Genomic DNA, 14571 nt, shown 5'->3' with positions numbered 1-14571 from the left:
TGGGATTTCTTTGCCTAAGAACGTCTGGCGATTTGTGTTTGCAAAACATATGCCAGATCGTCTGCAATATTGTTGACATAACTTTAGCCGCTTGTCGGGCGACGAAGAAGGGAGGGCAAACCCTCGCACCCAGCGCATGCGGAACATGGCGCTGGAAGGGCCCTGCTGGCTGTGCGGCCATGCCGAGTAGGCGACTTCTCAGAGGAGACGAGGTCGATCGTGAGCCCGGCAAGGCGCCCGTCGGGCGCACTACACAGTGTTAGACTTTCTACAATCTTCCAAAAAATTGTTGGCACCTGAAGAACCAATGCCTGGAAACATGTCTACGCCTTCCACCGCCATCCCCGCGCCGCGCCGTGAGCGCGACAGCAGCGAAGAGATCTACGAAAAGATCTACGTCGCGATCCAGGAGCACCGGCTGCTGCCGGGGACCAAGCTGGCCGAAGAGCGCCTGGCCGAAATCTTCAAGGTGAGCCGGCCGCGCATACGGGAAGTGCTGACCCGGTTTGCCTACGAGCAGATCGTCGAGCTCATCCCGAACAAGGGAGCGTTCGTCGCCAGGCCGACGATCGAGCAGGCGCGCGACGTGTTCGAGGCCCGCCGCGTCATCGAGCCGGCGATCATGCGGCGGCTGGCGCAACGGGCCACGCCCGACGTGGTCGACGCCCTGCTCACGCACGTGGACCAGGAGATGGGCGCGCGCACGCGGGGCGACAAGCGGGCCGTCATCCGCCTGTCGGGGGAGTTCCACAACCTGTGCGCCGACCTGGCCGGCAACACGACGCTCGCGCGCACGCAGCGCGAGCTGTCCACGCTGACCTGCCTGATCATCCTGGTGTACGACGCGCCGCCGGCGGAGAGCTGCCGGGCCGACGAGCATTCATTGATCGTGGAGGCGATCAAGTCGAAGGACGCGGAGCGCGCCGCGCAGCTGATGCTGCATCACCTCGACCACATCGAGAAGAGCGTGAACCTCAATCAGGAGCCTGAAGAGGTCAACCTCGAGGACATCTTCGGGGCCAGCTAGGCGACGGCCGCGACCCCCGGCCGCACCGGAATGCGCGCCACGAAGCTCGTGCCGTGCTCCGCCGTCGAGGTCACCTGCAGCGTGCCGCCGTGCGACTTCACGATCAGCGAGCAGATGTGCAGCCCGAGGCCCAGTCCGCCGTGGCCGCGGCTCTCGGCGGGCCGCCAGTAGGGCTGGAAGATCTTCTGCAGGTTGCCGGGCGAAATGGGCTCGCCCTGGTTCTTCACGCTCAGCACGAACCAGCCGTCGCGCGTCCAGGCCGCCACGTCGATGGGGCTGTCGGGCGCGCCGTGCGAGACGGCATTGCCCAGCAGGTTCGACAGCACCTGCTGCAGGCGACCGCGGCTGCCGTGCACGATGTCCGTCACCTGGATGTCGGCGGCGATGGCGCGCGCGGGATGCGCGGCGCGCATCTCGGCCACCACGTCGTCGAGCGCGAGGCCCAGGTCGGGGATCTGCTCGCGAGCGACGTCGAGCCCGCTGCCCATGCGCCCGCGCGCGAAGTCCATCACGTCCTCGATCAGCGAGGCCATGCGCTTCGTGGTGGCGCGGATGCGCAGGCCCGCGCGCGTGCTGTCGGGGTCGGCCGCGCGCCGGGCCAGCAGTTCGCCGATGGCGCTGAGCGAGGCCAGCGGATTGCGCAGGTCGTGGCCGAGCACGGCGATGAACTGGTCGCGCAGCTCGGCGGTCGCCTCGGCGTCGAACAGGGCGACCTCGGTCGCGCTCTGCCGGTCCTCGAGTTCCAGCGTGTGGCCGATCAGGTCCGCGAAGCCCTGGAACATCGCGATCGTGCGGGCGTTGTCGACGTCGTGCGGCGTGGGATCGATCGCGCAGAGGTTGCCGAAGTAGCTGCCGTCGCCCTTGACGATCGGCACCGAGATGTAGCTCTCGATGCCGTAGATGCGCGGCGTGTGGTGCGTGCGAAAGACCGGGTGCGTGCTGGCGTGGTCGAAGGCGATGGGCTGGCGCGCCGCGCGCGATTCCACGCACAGGGTGGTGTGGACCTCGAGCTGGCCGCCGGGCTTGAGGCCGAAGTTGATCCGGTCGAGCACCGCGCAGGCGGTCCAGCTGTCGCCGTCGACGCGCGCGACGGCGGCGAAGCCCATGCCCGTCTGTTCGCAGATCAACCGCAGCATGGAGGGCACCGCGCTGATCCGGCCGATGGCTTCGACGTCGCGCCGGATGTGTTCGGCCAGTTCCAGGGTGTCCATTCGATGTTGTCCTGACTCGGGGGACCGGACGCATCCGATCGGTTGTTCGATGATCAACGCAGCCGTATGTCAGGCAGCAGGCTGGCTCCGCGGCCATTGTCGGGCAACAGCCGGGATGCGCCTATGGCAAAAGACATGGCGGCGCGCTCCCGTGCGAGCGCCCGGCGCGCGGTGCTCCGGGTGGCCGCGTCCCGGGGCTCGCCTTCATCCCGTTCGCCGCGGCCGCCGGCATGCCGATGCCGCAGGCCAGTGCCGACGCAGCACCCAGCATGAAAGCGCGCCGCGAGCCCAGTCAAGACGCCCGCTGCTGCGCGTCGGCGAGCGTCGATCGATGGGCCAGGAAGAAGCGCAGCATCTCGCGGCTGGCATCGACGCCATCGGGTTGCGTGTAGCTGCCCGCGGCACTGCCGCCCGACCATGCGTGGCCCGCGCCATGCAGCACCCAGTGCTCGGCATCGCCACGGCCTGGCGACGCGGGATGCACGGTGCGGGTGTAGCGCCGGCCCGCCGCGGACAGGCCCTCGCTGACCGTGCCGGGCATCGCGCCCGCGACGATCGCGCGACCGTTGCCCGGATGCACCGTCGGGTCCGCGTCGCCGTGGAAGACGATGGTCGGCGGCGATCCCTGCGTCGTGGCGCCGCGCGCCGTGGGCGAGCCGGTGCGCATCGCATTCAGTGCGCTCATCATGTCGTGCGCCGCGCCATGCGGCAGCCCCGAATGCACGCCGACCGCGGCGTACAGCTCGGGATAGCAATGGCCCAGCACATCGGCCATGGCGCCGCCGGCCGACAGGCCCGCCACGTAGACGCGCGAACGGTCCGCCCGCTGCTGCGCGACGATGTGCTCGGTCAGCGCGGCGAGCAGGGCCGGTTCGCCGCGCCCGCGCGCCTGGTGCTGGGTCTTGAACCAGTTCCAGCACTTCTGGCCATGGGCGCGCTTCGCCTGCTCGGGGTAGAGCACGATGCAGCCGCTCTCGCGCGCGCGCTCGTTCATGCGCGTGCCCGCCGCGAAATCCGCCGCGCCTTGCGTGCAGCCGTGAAGCATCAGCACCAGGGGCCTGGCGGCCGCCGGCTGCGCCGAGGCCGAGGCGGGCACGAAGAGCATGTAGTCGACGGTGCGGCCCTGGTGCGTGAAGCTGCCCTGGGTCCAGGCGTCGGCCGCTTCGGCTGCGCGTGGCTCGGGCGTCGGCTGCACGTCGACCACGCGCACCTGCGCTTCGATCACATCGTCCTCCACCATCGGTCGAGCGGCCGTGGGGGGCGCCTCGGTGGGCGAGGTTTCGCCCCGCAGGGCGCGCTGGATGAGCTGCGTGGCATCCACGAGGCGGCCGTCGCGCGTGAGTTGGGCAGCGTCGCGCATCAGGCCCGATAAAAGTGTGTTCATGGATGAAAGTCCCTTGGATGCCGACCGGAAGGTCAGCGAATGCGGTCGGCCAGCGCGGCCTTGACGGCCGGCGACGCGTGGAGGGCACCGAGCACGGTGAGCGAATCGATGGTGGCCTTGGCGAGCGCGGGGCTCACGTCGGGGGCGATGACGGCCAGGCCGAGCACGCGGATCTGCAGCGTCTCGCCGGCTGCGCGAACGGCCTCGAGGTCGGCCGTGGAGAAGCGCTGCAGGCCCAGCACCAGCATGTTGCGCGACACCGCCTGGCGCAGCGCGTCCGCATGCGTCGCGAGGTGCGTGCGGATGGCGGTGCGGATGAAATCCGTGCGGTTCGAATAGAAGCCCTCGGCCACCAGCAGATCGACCTGCCCGAGGTCGACGAAGCCCATGTTGATGGTGATCTTCTCGGACTCGGGGGCGCGGGCGACGATGGGGGCGGGGCTGGTTTTGGTCGGCATGGGCCATCCTAACACCATCCATATGGATGGTGCTTGGATGTTTCATGGCTGGGGAGATTCAGCCGGGGCGGTCCGACACGCCGTCTCGCAGGTCATCCGCCGGCGTCGATGGCCAGCCGCGCTCGATCAGGGCAACACGAGCAGATGCCGCTTGTTCTTCTCGGCCGCGAAGTCCTCGGCCCGCGGCAGCGGCGTTGTCGCCGTGGTCACGGGCCATGCCTCGGCGAGCCTCGCATTGAGGTCGGCATACGTGCGCTGCTCGCTCGTCAGCGCATGGTCGGCGCGAATCGCTTCGACCGGACATGCGAGCTCGCAGATCCCGCAGTTGATGCAGGTCCGCGGGTCGATCACCATGAAGTTGGGGCCTGCGTGGAAGGCATCGACCGGGCACACGCCGACGCATTCCCCGAAGCGGCAAGCGATGCAAGGCTCCGTGACGACGAAGCTCATCGGGCGGCTCCCCGGCCTACTTGCCCGCTTCGAAGCCGGCCGCGTTGAAGAAGATGTTGGGCTTGCGATAGATGGCCAGGATCGTGCAGCCTTCGTCGGAGCGCGTCTCGTGCAGCGACAGGGGCTGGCGCCAGACGAACTGACCGGCGCGGCAGATGCCGTCGTGGTCGGAGAACGAACCTTCGAGCACATAGCTCTGCTCGATCTCGGGGTGCTTGTGGAAGGGCAGGACTGCACCGGGCTCCCACTTGAGCAGCACGGTCATCTCGCCGATCTCGTCGTTGCGGTAGAGCACCTTCATCTGGATCTTGGGGAACTGGGAAGGCTGCCATTCGAGCTGGGCAGGGTCGACGTAGACCGAGCCGCCGATGGTGGGCTGAAGCTTGCCGGAGAGGCGTTCCTTGAAGACTGCGGACATGGGAGGCTCCTGGGTGGGGTTGGACACGCGGTCGATGATACCCAGTAGTTTCCCAATAGACAACTTTTTCGGGTTGAGCTGCGCGGAGCCCTGGTAGGAATTCGTACTGCACGGGGAAACTCTTTGGTTGTCCTGTGGGAAACACCTTCGTACACCTTCCGTCATACCCTGTTGGAGAGATGACTGGAGGACGGCGCCTCGACAAGATGCGCTCTTGCGCCTTCGCCGCAGCAGCAGGAGCTCCATCGTGAACTTGGCCCTTCAATTCGAGACCCTCGGAAGAAAGCAGCTCGCGATCCAGGACGGCATCCAGTTGCTCGCGCAGGTACGCGGCGACCTGGCCCGTGCGCGGTCGGCGGCCGAGGCATGGGGAACGGTGGCGGTGCTGTCCAACGTCACGCTGATTCCGTTGAATGTCATTCTCAATGCCTTCGAGCTGAAGAGCGCGACCACGATGTACCAGGTGCTCGTGCAGCAGCTGTATGGAAAGCTCGCCAGGAGCGGTTCCCGCCTCGACGGTTCATGGAAGCCCGTGCTCTCGCTGCTCAAGCAGGCGATCGTCGAGGAGCTCGAGCGCAAGGCCCTGACGGAATTCATTCCCGGCGTCAACATCCTCGTGGGGCTGTCGGAAGATTCGCTGGCCGCATGGCAGGCCATCCGGCTCGTCGAGTCGGGCAACCGCGAGATCGCGGGGCACCTCGTCAGCCTCGAAAGAAAGATCGAGGAGGCGAATCGCCAGCTGGTGGAATTCGGCGTTCGAAGAGCGGAGATCCTCGGCCAGTTGCAGAGTCAGGCGCGCACCGCTTGATGGGCCATGGCTGGCGCCCTGATGAAGATCCAGTCCCGCTACGCGTACGACCCCGAGTCGGACCTCCTGGGCAGCGGAGGATTCGCGCGCGTCTTCCGCGCCCGCGACGAGCTGCTGCAGCGGGACGTCGCGCTGAAGGTCTTCAACCTCACGGGCTCGCACGACTACACCGTGCTCAACGAGATCCGCAAGGTCATCCAGCTCGCGCATCCGAACCTGATGCGCTACTTCGACGTGATCCTGCTCGAGCAATCGAACGCGCTCGGCGAGAAGGAGCAGTTGCAGATCGGCGTCATGGAGTACGCCAATGCCGGCGACCTCAAGCAGTTCGCGCGCGCCAACCCGGGGTCGGCGCAACTCGAGGTCCTGCTCGCGGAGGTGCTGCACGGGCTCGCCTATCTGCACGGCAAGGACATCGCCGAGGGCGGATACGGGCCTGCCGGGCAGCCCTTGCGCGCAGGAGTCCAGGGTGATCGTGTCGGTCGGTATTGGACCGGATCGAGTTTCGCGGCACGGCCGACTACTTCGAGCTGGATTGCTGGGCGTCCACGGGCATGCGGGGACGAACCGGGGGCTGCATCGACATTCGACGCCTCGAGGGGAACTGCGAAGCCGACAGCCCGTCGAGCGGCGCGTGCGGGGCCTTCGATGCCTTCAGGCTCGGCTTCGGATATGGGCGGGCGGGCAGCGACGATCGAAAGAGAGTGAACGCCTTCAAGAACGCATTGCGAAGGATCGTCTACGAGATCGATGGCCGCCCGGCGCTCTGAAGCCACGTCAGGACAACAGCGGCACGAGATCGGGATCCCCTTTCGCCATCGCCCGTCGATAGGCCGGCCGCTCGCCCACGCGCTGCAGGTAGGCGCGAATGTTCGGATACGGCGCCAGGTCGACCGGCATGAACAGGCGCATCGTCGTCAGCGAGAACACGTTCATGATGTCCGCGGCGCTGAAGTCCTGGCCCGCGAGCCAGGGCGCGTCGGCGAGCCGGGCCTCCATCAGCCCCATCAGGCGCGCGAAGCGATCGCGCGTGGCGTGCAGCACCGGATGCTCCGCATTCGCGACGGCCCGGCCGACCGCCATGAGCCGCAGCATCGTGGGCTGCAGATTGCCGTTGGCGAAGTGGAACCAGTAGAGGAAGGCCGCGTAGCCGGGGTGCTCGGGGCCGGGCTTGAGGCGCCCCGCGCCATGCCGGCCGATCAGGTACTCCACGATTGCGGCGGATTCGGCCAGCAGCAGGTCGCCGTCTTCCAACAGGGGCGCGGCACCCAGCGGATGCAGGGCGATCAGTTCGGGCGGCGACAGGCGCGTCACCGGGTCGCGCGTGTGGTGCTGCAGTCGATAGGGCAGGTCGAGCTCTTCGCAGAGCCAGAGGATGCGTTCCGATTGCGAATGCCCGAGATGGTGGATCTTGATCATGGATGTGGCCTTGGTGGGGGAGCTTTCAGTCAGGGGCTGCGTTCGTGGCCACGCACCGCGGTGGGCGCGAAGCCGAAGCGGTGGCGGAAGCGCACCGCGAAACGCGAGGGAGATTCATAGCCGACCGCGAGCGCGACCTGGGTGACGGGCCGGTTCGTGGCCTGCAGCAGGGTGAGCGCGGTCGCCATCCGGGCGTCGGTCAGCAGCTGCGTGAGCGATGTGCCCTCGGCCGCGAGGCGCCGGCGCAGGCTGGCCTGCGATTGCGCCAGTTCGCGCGCCACGCGGTCGGCCGGCCATGCATCGGCCAGGCTTCCGGCGATCAGCGTGCGTACGCGGGTCGAGACATCGGGGCGCACGGCCGGGCTGCGCAGCACCACGCCGTGCTCGAGCAGCCAGTGCATGGTTTCCAGCAGCCGCAGCCGCGCGATGGCATCGGGCACCGCGCCGGCGCACAGGCCGAGCCGCGCGGATTCGAACGCGTCTTCCAGTTCGCGCGAGGGCTGCGCCAGCAGCCGTGCTGCGGCCGGCGCCACGCCGCGCGCCTCGTGCTCGGCGGCACGGGCGCGATAGCCGGCGTCTTCCAGCAGCGCGTTGTCGAACACCAGCCAGCGTGCCTCGTAGTGCGCGCCCTCGGTGATCTCGTTGTGGAAGTCGACCGTCTGCTGCCCCGCGAGCACGAGCGCCTGGCCCGGCAGCGCGCGCACGGCCTTCGCCTGCGCCGCGTGCACGGTCTTGATGCCGCGGGCCACGAACACGAGCGCGGGCTGCTCGACGCGCATGCGCAGGACCGCGAGCCCGCGCCCCTGCACCACCTGTGCCGCGATGCCGATGCCCGCGCGCGCATGCAGCGCCCGGGCCAGCGGCGCGCCATCGGCGGCGGGTGGAAGCGTGGGGACCGAAGCGCGAGGAGCTGCTGGCATGCAGGCAGTCTAGGCCCGCGCGCGCGGCCGGTCGGTGCCGCGGCGCTCGACTTCGGTGCCGATCCGATCAGTCGATCTTGATGTCGAGCCGGCGCACGGTGTCGCCCCATTGCTGCCCATCGCGGCGGACGATCTCCGCGAACTCCGCGGGCGTGGTCGCCGCGGGCTCGAAGTTCTGCCCGCTGATCCAGCCGTTGAGTGGCTGGCTCGCCACCGCGTTGCGGATCGCGGTGTTCAAGGTCGCGATCACCGCGGCGGGCGTCTTCTTCGGCGCCGAGATGCCGTACCAGCCCCCGAGCTTGAAGCCCGGGTAGCCCGACTCCGCCAGCGTGGGCACGTCGGGCAGGGCCGGCACGCGCTGCGCGTTGGTGATCACGAGCGCGCGCACCTTGCCCGACTGGATGAACGGGAAGCCGCTCGCGAGGTCGGTGAACATGGCGTCGATCTGGTTGGCCATCAGGTCGTTGACGGCCGGCGCGGCGCCCTTGTAGGGCACGTGGGTGAGGTCCACGTGCGTCAGGTCCTTGAAGATCTCGGTGGCCAGCTGCACCGGCGTGCCCGTGCCGGCCGAGCCGTAGTTCATCTTGCCGGGCCGGGCGCGCGCGGCCTCGACGAAGTCCTTCACGCTGCGGATCGGCGAGGCCGAATTGACCAGCAGCACGAAGGTGAAGCGCGCGACCAGGCCCACGGGCTCGAAGTCCTTCACCGGGTCGTAGGGCAGCTTGCGGAACAGGCTCGGGTTGATCGCGAGCGCGGTGGGGTCGCTGATCAGCAGCGTGTAGCCGTCGCCGGGCGCGTTCGCCACGCTCTGCGCCGCGATCACGCTGTTGCCGCCGGGCTTGTTGTCGACGATGACCTGCTGCTTGAGCGAGTTCGTCAGCTGCACGCCCAGCTGGCGCGCGATCGAGTCGGCGGATCCGCCCGGCGGATAGGGCACGACGATGCGGATCGGTTTGTCCGGAAAGCCCTGCGCGCCGGCCGAGGCCGCGATCGCGGCGAAGCCGAATGCCGCGAGGGTGGCGCGTGCCAGTTGGACGAGGTTCATGGGTAGGTCTCCTTGTGGTTCGAACGAAAGAAAAAAGGAACAGGCGTCCCCGCGCGCCGCCGGCGGGCGGCGCGTGTGGGAGCGAAACGGTGGCAGGGCGCCCGGCGGGCGCCGGCGCGTCAGTCGATCGGCGCCATGTGCAGGCAGACGGTGTCGGGGTCCGCGTTCATCGCGGGATAGCGCCGCAGCACTTCGGGGTCATGGCCCGGCACCACGTGGCGCGGCGAATCGGCCTTCGCCAGCAGGCGCTGCTGGCCCGCGAGCATCTGCTCCATGTCCTGCACGATGGGGAACGGCCGTCCGTCCTCGTGGTTCTCGTAGTAGTGGCTCGCGTCCGATGCCAGCACGACCCAGCCGCGCGCCGTGCGCACGCGCACCGACTGCAGGCCGCGCGTGTGGCCGCCGATCAGCATGAGCTCGACGCCCGGCGCCAGCACGTCGTCGCCATCGTGGAACACCACGCGCTCCGCGTACACCTTGCGCAGCAGCTCGGCCACATCCTCCACGGAATAGGCATGGCGCATCGGCGCGAAGCACATGCAGCGTCCGGTCGCGTAGCTCATCTCCGCGTCCTGCAGGTGGAACCGCGCGGCCGGGAGCTTGGCGAGGTTGCCCGCATGGTCGAAATGCAGGTGCGTGAGCACGACGTCGGTGACGGTGTCGGGATCGACGTCCAGCGTGCGCAGCGCGTCGATCGGGCAGCGGTAGCGGTCGAGCACGCGCTTGCGCGCGCGGGCGGTCTCGGCCGTGAAGCCGGTGTCGACCAGGATCGTGCGCGTGGCCGAGCGCAGCAGCCACACGTAGAAGTCCATCGCCATGGGACCGTCGTGCACGTCCATGCCGATGAAGTTGTCGATGCGCCGGCGCTGCACGCCCGCGTAGCGCAGCGCGAACACCTCGTAGATGTCGTCGCCGGAATCGGATGGGTTCGGGGTCGTCACGTTCGGCTTCAGAAGTTGAGGGCCAGGCCGGGCGCGGGCCAGTCCATGCGCACCAGGGTGCCGGTGAACGACTGCGTGATCCACGCGGTGCGCAGCTCGGGACCGGCGAAGCAGAGGTTGGTGGTCTGCGGGTCGGGCAGCTGCACCCGCCGCAGCACCTCGCCCTCGGGCGACACCACGGTGACCTGCCCCGTGACCAGCGTGGCCACGCAGATGTTGCCGCCGGCCTCCACGGCCAGGCTGTCGAAGCGCTGGTAGCCGGCCAGGCCGACGACGAGCCGCCCGCCATGCGGTGCCGGCGAGTCCTCGTGGCGCGCCAGCACGCCCGGTGCGTCGATGCCGAAGGACCAGAGCCTGGAGGTCTCGGTCTCCGCGACGTAGAGGGTCTGTTGGTCGGGCGAAAGGCCGATGCCGTTCGGATTCAGGATCCGCTCGATCACCTCGACGATGCGCGTGCCATCGGGATGCGCGTAGTAGACGCAGCCGATGTCGCGGTCGCGCTCGCGCGTCTTGCCGAAGTCGGTGAAGTAGAAGCCTCCCGCGCGGTCGAACACCAGGTCGTTCGGGCCGCACAGGGCGCACATCGCCGCAGTGGGTGTAGAGCGTGCGCACCTCGCCCGTGGCGGGGTCGACCCGCTGGATGCTGCCGCCGGCGTAGTCGTCGGGCGTGCCGTGCAACGGGCGCAGCCACTCGCCGTCCGTGTGCTGCGGCCAGCGCATGCCGCCGTTGTTGCACACGTAGAGCGCCCCGTCGGGGCCCAGGGCCATGCCGTTGGGGCCGCCACCCGTGCGCGCGATCACCGACACGGTGCCGTCGGCATCCACCCGCGAGACGGTGCCGCGCGCGATCTCGCACACGGCGATGCCGCCGTCCGGCAAGGCCACGGGGCCTTCGGGAAACAGCAGCCCCCTGGCAACGATGGAATGCGTCATCAGTAGCCCAGCCCCGCCCGCGATGGCAGGCGGCCGCCCGCGGCCGACGCCTGCTGGAAGGCGCGGGTGATGAGGCTGGTGGTGACGCTCGCGAAGTAGCGCGCGCCCCAGGCGCCGTACTTGTCCTCGTCCTCGGGCGTGAGGGCGATGACGCCCGCGCACTGGCCCGTGCCGCTCACGGCGCGCAGCGCCTGCTCGATCTTGGCTTCCACCTCGGGCGCCTTCCAGTCGTTGCCGAAGCCCATGGCATGCGACAGGTCGTTGGGGCCCACGAACACGGCATCCACGCCGTCGACGGCCGCGATCTCGGCGGCCTGCTCCACGGCCTCGGGCGTCTCGACCATCACGATCAGCGCGATGCCCTCGTTGCTGCGCGTGGTGTGCGCGGCGCCCGGGAAGGCCCCGTAGCCGGCCGCGCGCGGGCTGAAGGCGCTGCCGCGCCGGCCCACGCCCGGATAGCGCACCTGCTGCACCAGGTCGCGCGCCTCCTCGGCGCTGCCGACCATGGGAATCTGCACGCCGCCCGCGCCCATGTCGAGCACGCGCGAGATGTCGTGGCGCAGGCAGCGCACGGCCGTGGCGATGCCGCTGGCCCGCGCGGCGCGCAGCATGTGCTCGGTGGTCTCGAGGTTGGCGCTGCCGTGCTCGTTGTCGAGGATGACGAAGTCGAAGCCGGCGTAGCCGCACATCTGACGATGGCGGGGCTGGGTAGCGCGTTGAAGACGCCGCGCAGGCGCTTGCCGCTGCGCAGCATTCCGGGCAGGCGGTTGTCGAGCGGATGGTGGTCCATGGGAGGAGTCCTTTTCGGGTCTTGTCGTTGGTTGTCAGTGGATGTCGTCCGCCGCGCGCAGCGCCGCCTCGATCTGCGCCAGGCCGAAGCCTCCGGCGCGCGCCGCGGCGAGCAGCGGCGCTTCCTTGCGACGCACGAGCTCGATGCACGCCGGCAGCTCCCGCAGCAGCTGCGACGGGATGCACACCGCGCCGTGGCGGTCGGCATGGATCAGGTCGTCGTGCACGACGCGCAGGCCGAACACCTCGACCGGCGTGCCCACGTCGTGGATGTGGACGAAGGCATGCGAAGGGCCGATGCTCGCGGCCAGGATCGGGAAGCTCGGCGACAGGTCGCCCAGGTCGCGCACCGATCCATTGGTCAGCACGCCCGATACGCCCAGGCCCTCGTGCACCGCCGAGTTGACCTCGCCCCAGAACGAGCCGATGCCGGGCCGCTCGTCGAGGTCCTGCATGACCACCACCGTGGGCGCCCCGGCGGCGGGGGCGACGTGGCGGTAGTAGTCCAGCCGCGTCTGGCGCAGGGCCTCGGGCGTGCGCGATGACGGTTGCGCCGCGCGGATGCGCGCGGTGCGGGCGAAGCCGACCATCGGCGTCATCGGATGGGGCGCCGCGACCAGCGTGCCGTAGGTGAAGCCGCTGGCACTGCGGCTGCCCATGGCGAGCTCGAGCGCATTGCAGATCGTCGGCGTGTCCACCGCGCGCAGGGCGCGCAGCAGTGGCTCGTCCAGGGTCGGCCGGCTCATTCCACCGTGACCTGGTTGGCCTTGATCAGGTCGGCGAACTTGTGCGTCTCGTCCTGGATGAACTTGCCGAACTCCGCGCGCGACATCGGCTTCGGCGTGAAGCCCTGGGCCGCGAGCCGCGCCGCCACCGCGGGCGACTTGAGCACCGAGACCACCTCCGCGTTGAGCCAGGCCAGCACCGGCGCCGGCGTGGCCGCGGGCGCCAGCAGGCCCAGCCAGGTCGAGGCCTCGAAGCCCGGCACGCCCGATTCGGCGAGCGTCGGCAGGTCGGGAGCGAGCGGCGAGCGCGCCTCGCTCGTGATCGCCAGCGCCTTCGCCTGGTTGTTCTTCGCGAACGCCAGCGCGGTCGTCATGTTGTCGAACTGCATGTCGATCTGGTTGCCGGCCAGGTCGACCAGCGACTGGCTGCTGCCCTTGTACGGCACGTGCACGGCCTTGCCGCCGATGCGGTTGAGGAACATCAGCGTGGTCAGGTGCTGCGAGGTGCCGGGCCCGCTCGAGCCGTACGAGATCGCATCGGGCCTGGCCTTGATCGCGGCGACGAGCGCAGCCACGTCCTTGGCGCCCGACTTGTTGCCCGCCAGCAGCACCAGCGGCGTGCTCGCGAGTCCGGTGACCGGGGCGAAGTCCCGCTCGACGTTGTAGGCGATCTTCTTGAGCAGCGTCGGGTTCACCGACAGGGCGGTCTGGGTGCCGAGCAGCAGCGTGTAGCCATCGGGTTTGGCGCGCGCCACGAACTCGGTGCCGATGCCGCCGCCCGCGCCGGCCTTGTTGTCGACCACCACGGCCGTGCCCCAGCGCTTGCCGAGTTCGTCGGCCACCAGTCGGGCCACGATGTCGGTCGCGCCGCCGGGAGCGAAGGGCACCACGATCACGACGCGGCCGGTGGATGGATAGCCCGCGGGGCCCTGCGGCGCCTGTGCGTGCGCGCTGCCGATCGAAGCCGCGATGGCGGCGGTGCCCAGGGTGGCGAGGGCGATGGCGCGCCGGAAGGCGCCGGTGAGTTTTTTCATCATCGATCCTTCATTCGGCCTGGATGCCGGCGTCCTTGATCACCTTGCCCCATTTCGCGATCTCGGCGCGCTGGAATGCGGTGAAGGCCTCGGAGGTGCGGCCGTCGGGCTCGACGCCGAGTCCGCGCAGTTTGGCCTGCACATCGGGCAGGGCCACCACGGCCGCGATCTCGCGGCCCAGCCGGTCGACGATCGGCTTGGGCGTGGCGGCCGGCGCGAACACGCCCTGCCACGACTGCATCTCGAAGTTGGGCACGCCCGCCTCGGCCAGGGTCGGCACATCGGGCAGGCCGGGCTGCCGCTTCGCGGAGGTGATGCCCAGGACCTTGACGCGCTTGCCGTCGATCATCGGGCGCGCGGCCGCCACGGTCTCGAACACCATGTCGATCTGGCCGCCCACGAGGTCGACCATCGCCTGCGATCCGCCCTTGTAGATGATCTGGCGCATGCGCGTCTGCGTGATGTTCTCGAACAGCTGCCCCGACAGGTGCTGCGAGGTGCCCGCGCCGGCGGTGCCGTAGGTGAGGCTCTCGGGCTTCGCCTTGAGTTCGGCGATGACCTGCGCCACCGAATTGAAGCGGCTCGCCGAAGGCACGACGAGCACGTTGCTCACCATGCCGACCAGGTTGACCGGCACGAAGTCGGCGACCGGGTCGTAGCCCAGGCTCTTGGTGAAGAAGGGGTTGACCGCGTGGGTCGTGATGGTGCCGCCCATCAGCGTGTAGCCGTCGGCCGGCGAGCGCGCGGCGACCTGCGTGCCGAGAATGCCGGAGACGCCCGGCCGGTTGTCCACGATCACGGGCTGGCCCAGGCGTTCCGACAGGTGCTGCGCGACGAGGCGCGCCACGCCGTCGGAGACGCCGCCGGGCGCGAAGGGAACGATGTACTTGATCGGCTTGCTCGGCCAGGCCGGCTGGGCGTGGCCGCTGCCGGCGAAGGCGCTGAGCGCCAGTGCCGCAATGAGCAGCGGGCGGATTCGGGAATGCATGGAGTCTCCAGGAAGCTGGTT

16 protein-coding genes and 1 pseudogene are annotated in these 14571 nt (G+C 69.3%); 3 read left to right on the top strand and 14 right to left on the bottom strand.

Annotation, left to right across the window (positions count from 1 at the left end; all coding sequences use genetic code 11):
- The first annotated feature begins 319 nt into the window (after window positions 1-319).
- Complete coding sequence (locus ACHMXE_RS03585; RefSeq protein WP_203206717.1) at window positions 320-1027, top strand: GntR family transcriptional regulator; 708 nt, start codon at window positions 320-322, stop codon at window positions 1025-1027.
- On the opposite strand, the gene ACHMXE_RS03580 is transcribed toward ACHMXE_RS03585, so the two are convergent.
- The 5 genes from ACHMXE_RS03580 to ACHMXE_RS03560 form a co-directional block, all read right to left on the bottom strand.
- Window positions 1024-2238: a HAMP domain-containing sensor histidine kinase gene (locus ACHMXE_RS03580; RefSeq protein ID WP_209540031.1), complete on the bottom strand. Its 1215-nt coding sequence runs from the start codon at window positions 2236-2238 to the stop codon at window positions 1024-1026. The two genes, ACHMXE_RS03585 and ACHMXE_RS03580, sit on opposite strands and share 4 nt — an antisense overlap.
- Window positions 2239-2530: 292 nt before the next feature.
- Window positions 2531-3622: an alpha/beta hydrolase family esterase gene (locus tag ACHMXE_RS03575; protein ID WP_395346880.1), complete on the bottom strand. Its 1092-nt coding sequence runs from the start codon at window positions 3620-3622 to the stop codon at window positions 2531-2533.
- A gap of 32 nt (window positions 3623-3654) precedes the next feature.
- Window positions 3655-4080 (bottom strand): CopG family transcriptional regulator, encoded by a 426-nt coding sequence (locus tag ACHMXE_RS03570; protein WP_395346879.1) that lies wholly within the window; start codon window positions 4078-4080, stop codon window positions 3655-3657.
- Between the two features lie 126 nt (window positions 4081-4206).
- Window positions 4207-4530 carry a ferredoxin family protein gene (locus tag ACHMXE_RS03565; protein ID WP_203206720.1) on the bottom strand — a complete coding sequence of 108 codons (324 nt, stop codon included), beginning with the start codon at window positions 4528-4530 and terminating at the stop codon, window positions 4207-4209.
- Between the two features lie 16 nt (window positions 4531-4546).
- Window positions 4547-4948, bottom strand: coding sequence for a cupin domain-containing protein (locus ACHMXE_RS03560; protein WP_203206721.1), 402 nt, complete (start codon window positions 4946-4948; stop codon window positions 4547-4549).
- A gap of 247 nt (window positions 4949-5195) precedes the next feature.
- Between ACHMXE_RS03560 and ACHMXE_RS03555 the strand changes: the two genes are divergently transcribed.
- A complete protein-coding gene (locus ACHMXE_RS03555) occupies window positions 5196-5756 on the top strand; it encodes a hypothetical protein (protein ID WP_395346878.1) in 561 nt (186 codons plus the stop codon).
- A gap of 21 nt (window positions 5757-5777) precedes the next feature.
- Window positions 5778-6464: a protein kinase gene (locus ACHMXE_RS03550; RefSeq protein ID WP_395346876.1), complete on the top strand. Its 687-nt coding sequence runs from the start codon at window positions 5778-5780 to the stop codon at window positions 6462-6464.
- A 69-nt stretch (window positions 6465-6533) separates the two neighbouring features.
- On the opposite strand, the gene ACHMXE_RS03545 is transcribed toward ACHMXE_RS03550, so the two are convergent.
- The 9 genes and pseudogenes from ACHMXE_RS03545 to ACHMXE_RS03505 form a co-directional block, all read right to left on the bottom strand.
- Window positions 6534-7175, bottom strand: coding sequence for a glutathione S-transferase family protein (locus tag ACHMXE_RS03545; protein WP_395346875.1), 642 nt, complete (start codon window positions 7173-7175; stop codon window positions 6534-6536).
- A gap of 29 nt (window positions 7176-7204) precedes the next feature.
- Window positions 7205-8095, bottom strand: coding sequence for a helix-turn-helix transcriptional regulator (locus ACHMXE_RS03540; protein WP_395346874.1), 891 nt, complete (start codon window positions 8093-8095; stop codon window positions 7205-7207).
- Between the two features lie 67 nt (window positions 8096-8162).
- Window positions 8163-9140 carry a tripartite tricarboxylate transporter substrate binding protein gene (locus tag ACHMXE_RS03535; RefSeq protein WP_209540025.1) on the bottom strand — a complete coding sequence of 326 codons (978 nt, stop codon included), beginning with the start codon at window positions 9138-9140 and terminating at the stop codon, window positions 8163-8165.
- A 119-nt stretch (window positions 9141-9259) separates the two neighbouring features.
- Window positions 9260-10081, bottom strand: a complete 822-nt coding sequence (locus ACHMXE_RS03530) for an N-acyl homoserine lactonase family protein (RefSeq protein ID WP_395346873.1) — start codon at window positions 10079-10081, stop codon at window positions 9260-9262.
- A gap of 8 nt (window positions 10082-10089) precedes the next feature.
- Window positions 10090-11014 (bottom strand): annotated as a pseudogene (locus ACHMXE_RS03525) (SMP-30/gluconolactonase/LRE family protein).
- Complete coding sequence (locus ACHMXE_RS03520; RefSeq protein WP_395346872.1) at window positions 11014-11703, bottom strand: HpcH/HpaI aldolase/citrate lyase family protein; 690 nt, start codon at window positions 11701-11703, stop codon at window positions 11014-11016. Before ACHMXE_RS03520 ends, ACHMXE_RS03525 begins: the two are co-directional and overlap by 1 nt.
- A gap of 135 nt (window positions 11704-11838) precedes the next feature.
- Entirely contained in the window at window positions 11839-12549 is a 711-nt protein-coding gene (locus ACHMXE_RS03515; protein ID WP_395346871.1) for an RraA family protein, read from the bottom strand.
- Window positions 12546-13562 carry a Bug family tripartite tricarboxylate transporter substrate binding protein gene (locus tag ACHMXE_RS03510; protein WP_395346869.1) on the bottom strand — a complete coding sequence of 339 codons (1017 nt, stop codon included), beginning with the start codon at window positions 13560-13562 and terminating at the stop codon, window positions 12546-12548. Before ACHMXE_RS03510 ends, ACHMXE_RS03515 begins: the two co-directional genes overlap by 4 nt.
- A gap of 10 nt (window positions 13563-13572) precedes the next feature.
- Window positions 13573-14550, bottom strand: a complete 978-nt coding sequence (locus ACHMXE_RS03505) for a Bug family tripartite tricarboxylate transporter substrate binding protein (protein WP_395346868.1) — start codon at window positions 14548-14550, stop codon at window positions 13573-13575.
- Window positions 14551-14571 lie beyond the last annotated feature (21 nt).

This window comes from Variovorax sp. UC122_21, assembly GCF_044056785.1.
Lineage (GTDB): Bacteria > Pseudomonadota > Gammaproteobacteria > Burkholderiales > Burkholderiaceae_C > Variovorax.
The sequence above is the reverse complement of the archived record's forward strand: the minus strand, read 5'-3'. Positions and strand labels throughout refer to the sequence as shown.

Bases quoted from the DNA above. Each gene is read 5' to 3' on its own strand.
- ACHMXE_RS03535 (WP_209540025.1), bottom strand. From the start codon at position 9,140: ATGAACCTCGTCCAACTGGCACGCGCCACCCTCGCGGCATTCGGCTTC.
- ACHMXE_RS03515 (WP_395346871.1), bottom strand. From the start codon at position 12,549: ATGAGCCGGCCGACCCTGGACGAGCCACTGCTGCGCGCCCTGCGCGCG.
- ACHMXE_RS03505 (WP_395346868.1), bottom strand. From the start codon at position 14,550: ATGCATTCCCGAATCCGCCCGCTGCTCATTGCGGCACTGGCGCTCAGC.
- ACHMXE_RS03560 (WP_203206721.1), bottom strand. From the start codon at position 4,948: ATGTCCGCAGTCTTCAAGGAACGCCTCTCCGGCAAGCTTCAGCCCACC.
- ACHMXE_RS03510 (WP_395346869.1), bottom strand. From the start codon at position 13,562: ATGAAAAAACTCACCGGCGCCTTCCGGCGCGCCATCGCCCTCGCCACC.
- ACHMXE_RS03565 (WP_203206720.1), bottom strand. From the start codon at position 4,530: ATGAGCTTCGTCGTCACGGAGCCTTGCATCGCTTGCCGCTTCGGGGAA.
- ACHMXE_RS03550 (WP_395346876.1), top strand. From the start codon at position 5,778: ATGAAGATCCAGTCCCGCTACGCGTACGACCCCGAGTCGGACCTCCTG.
- ACHMXE_RS03570 (WP_395346879.1), bottom strand. From the start codon at position 4,080: ATGCCGACCAAAACCAGCCCCGCCCCCATCGTCGCCCGCGCCCCCGAG.
- ACHMXE_RS03545 (WP_395346875.1), bottom strand. From the start codon at position 7,175: ATGATCAAGATCCACCATCTCGGGCATTCGCAATCGGAACGCATCCTC.
- ACHMXE_RS03585 (WP_203206717.1), top strand. From the start codon at position 320: ATGTCTACGCCTTCCACCGCCATCCCCGCGCCGCGCCGTGAGCGCGAC.
- ACHMXE_RS03580 (WP_209540031.1), bottom strand. From the start codon at position 2,238: ATGGACACCCTGGAACTGGCCGAACACATCCGGCGCGACGTCGAAGCC.
- ACHMXE_RS03520 (WP_395346872.1), bottom strand. From the start codon at position 11,703: ATGTGCGGCTACGCCGGCTTCGACTTCGTCATCCTCGACAACGAGCAC.
- ACHMXE_RS03540 (WP_395346874.1), bottom strand. From the start codon at position 8,095: ATGCCAGCAGCTCCTCGCGCTTCGGTCCCCACGCTTCCACCCGCCGCC.
- ACHMXE_RS03575 (WP_395346880.1), bottom strand. From the start codon at position 3,622: ATGAACACACTTTTATCGGGCCTGATGCGCGACGCTGCCCAACTCACG.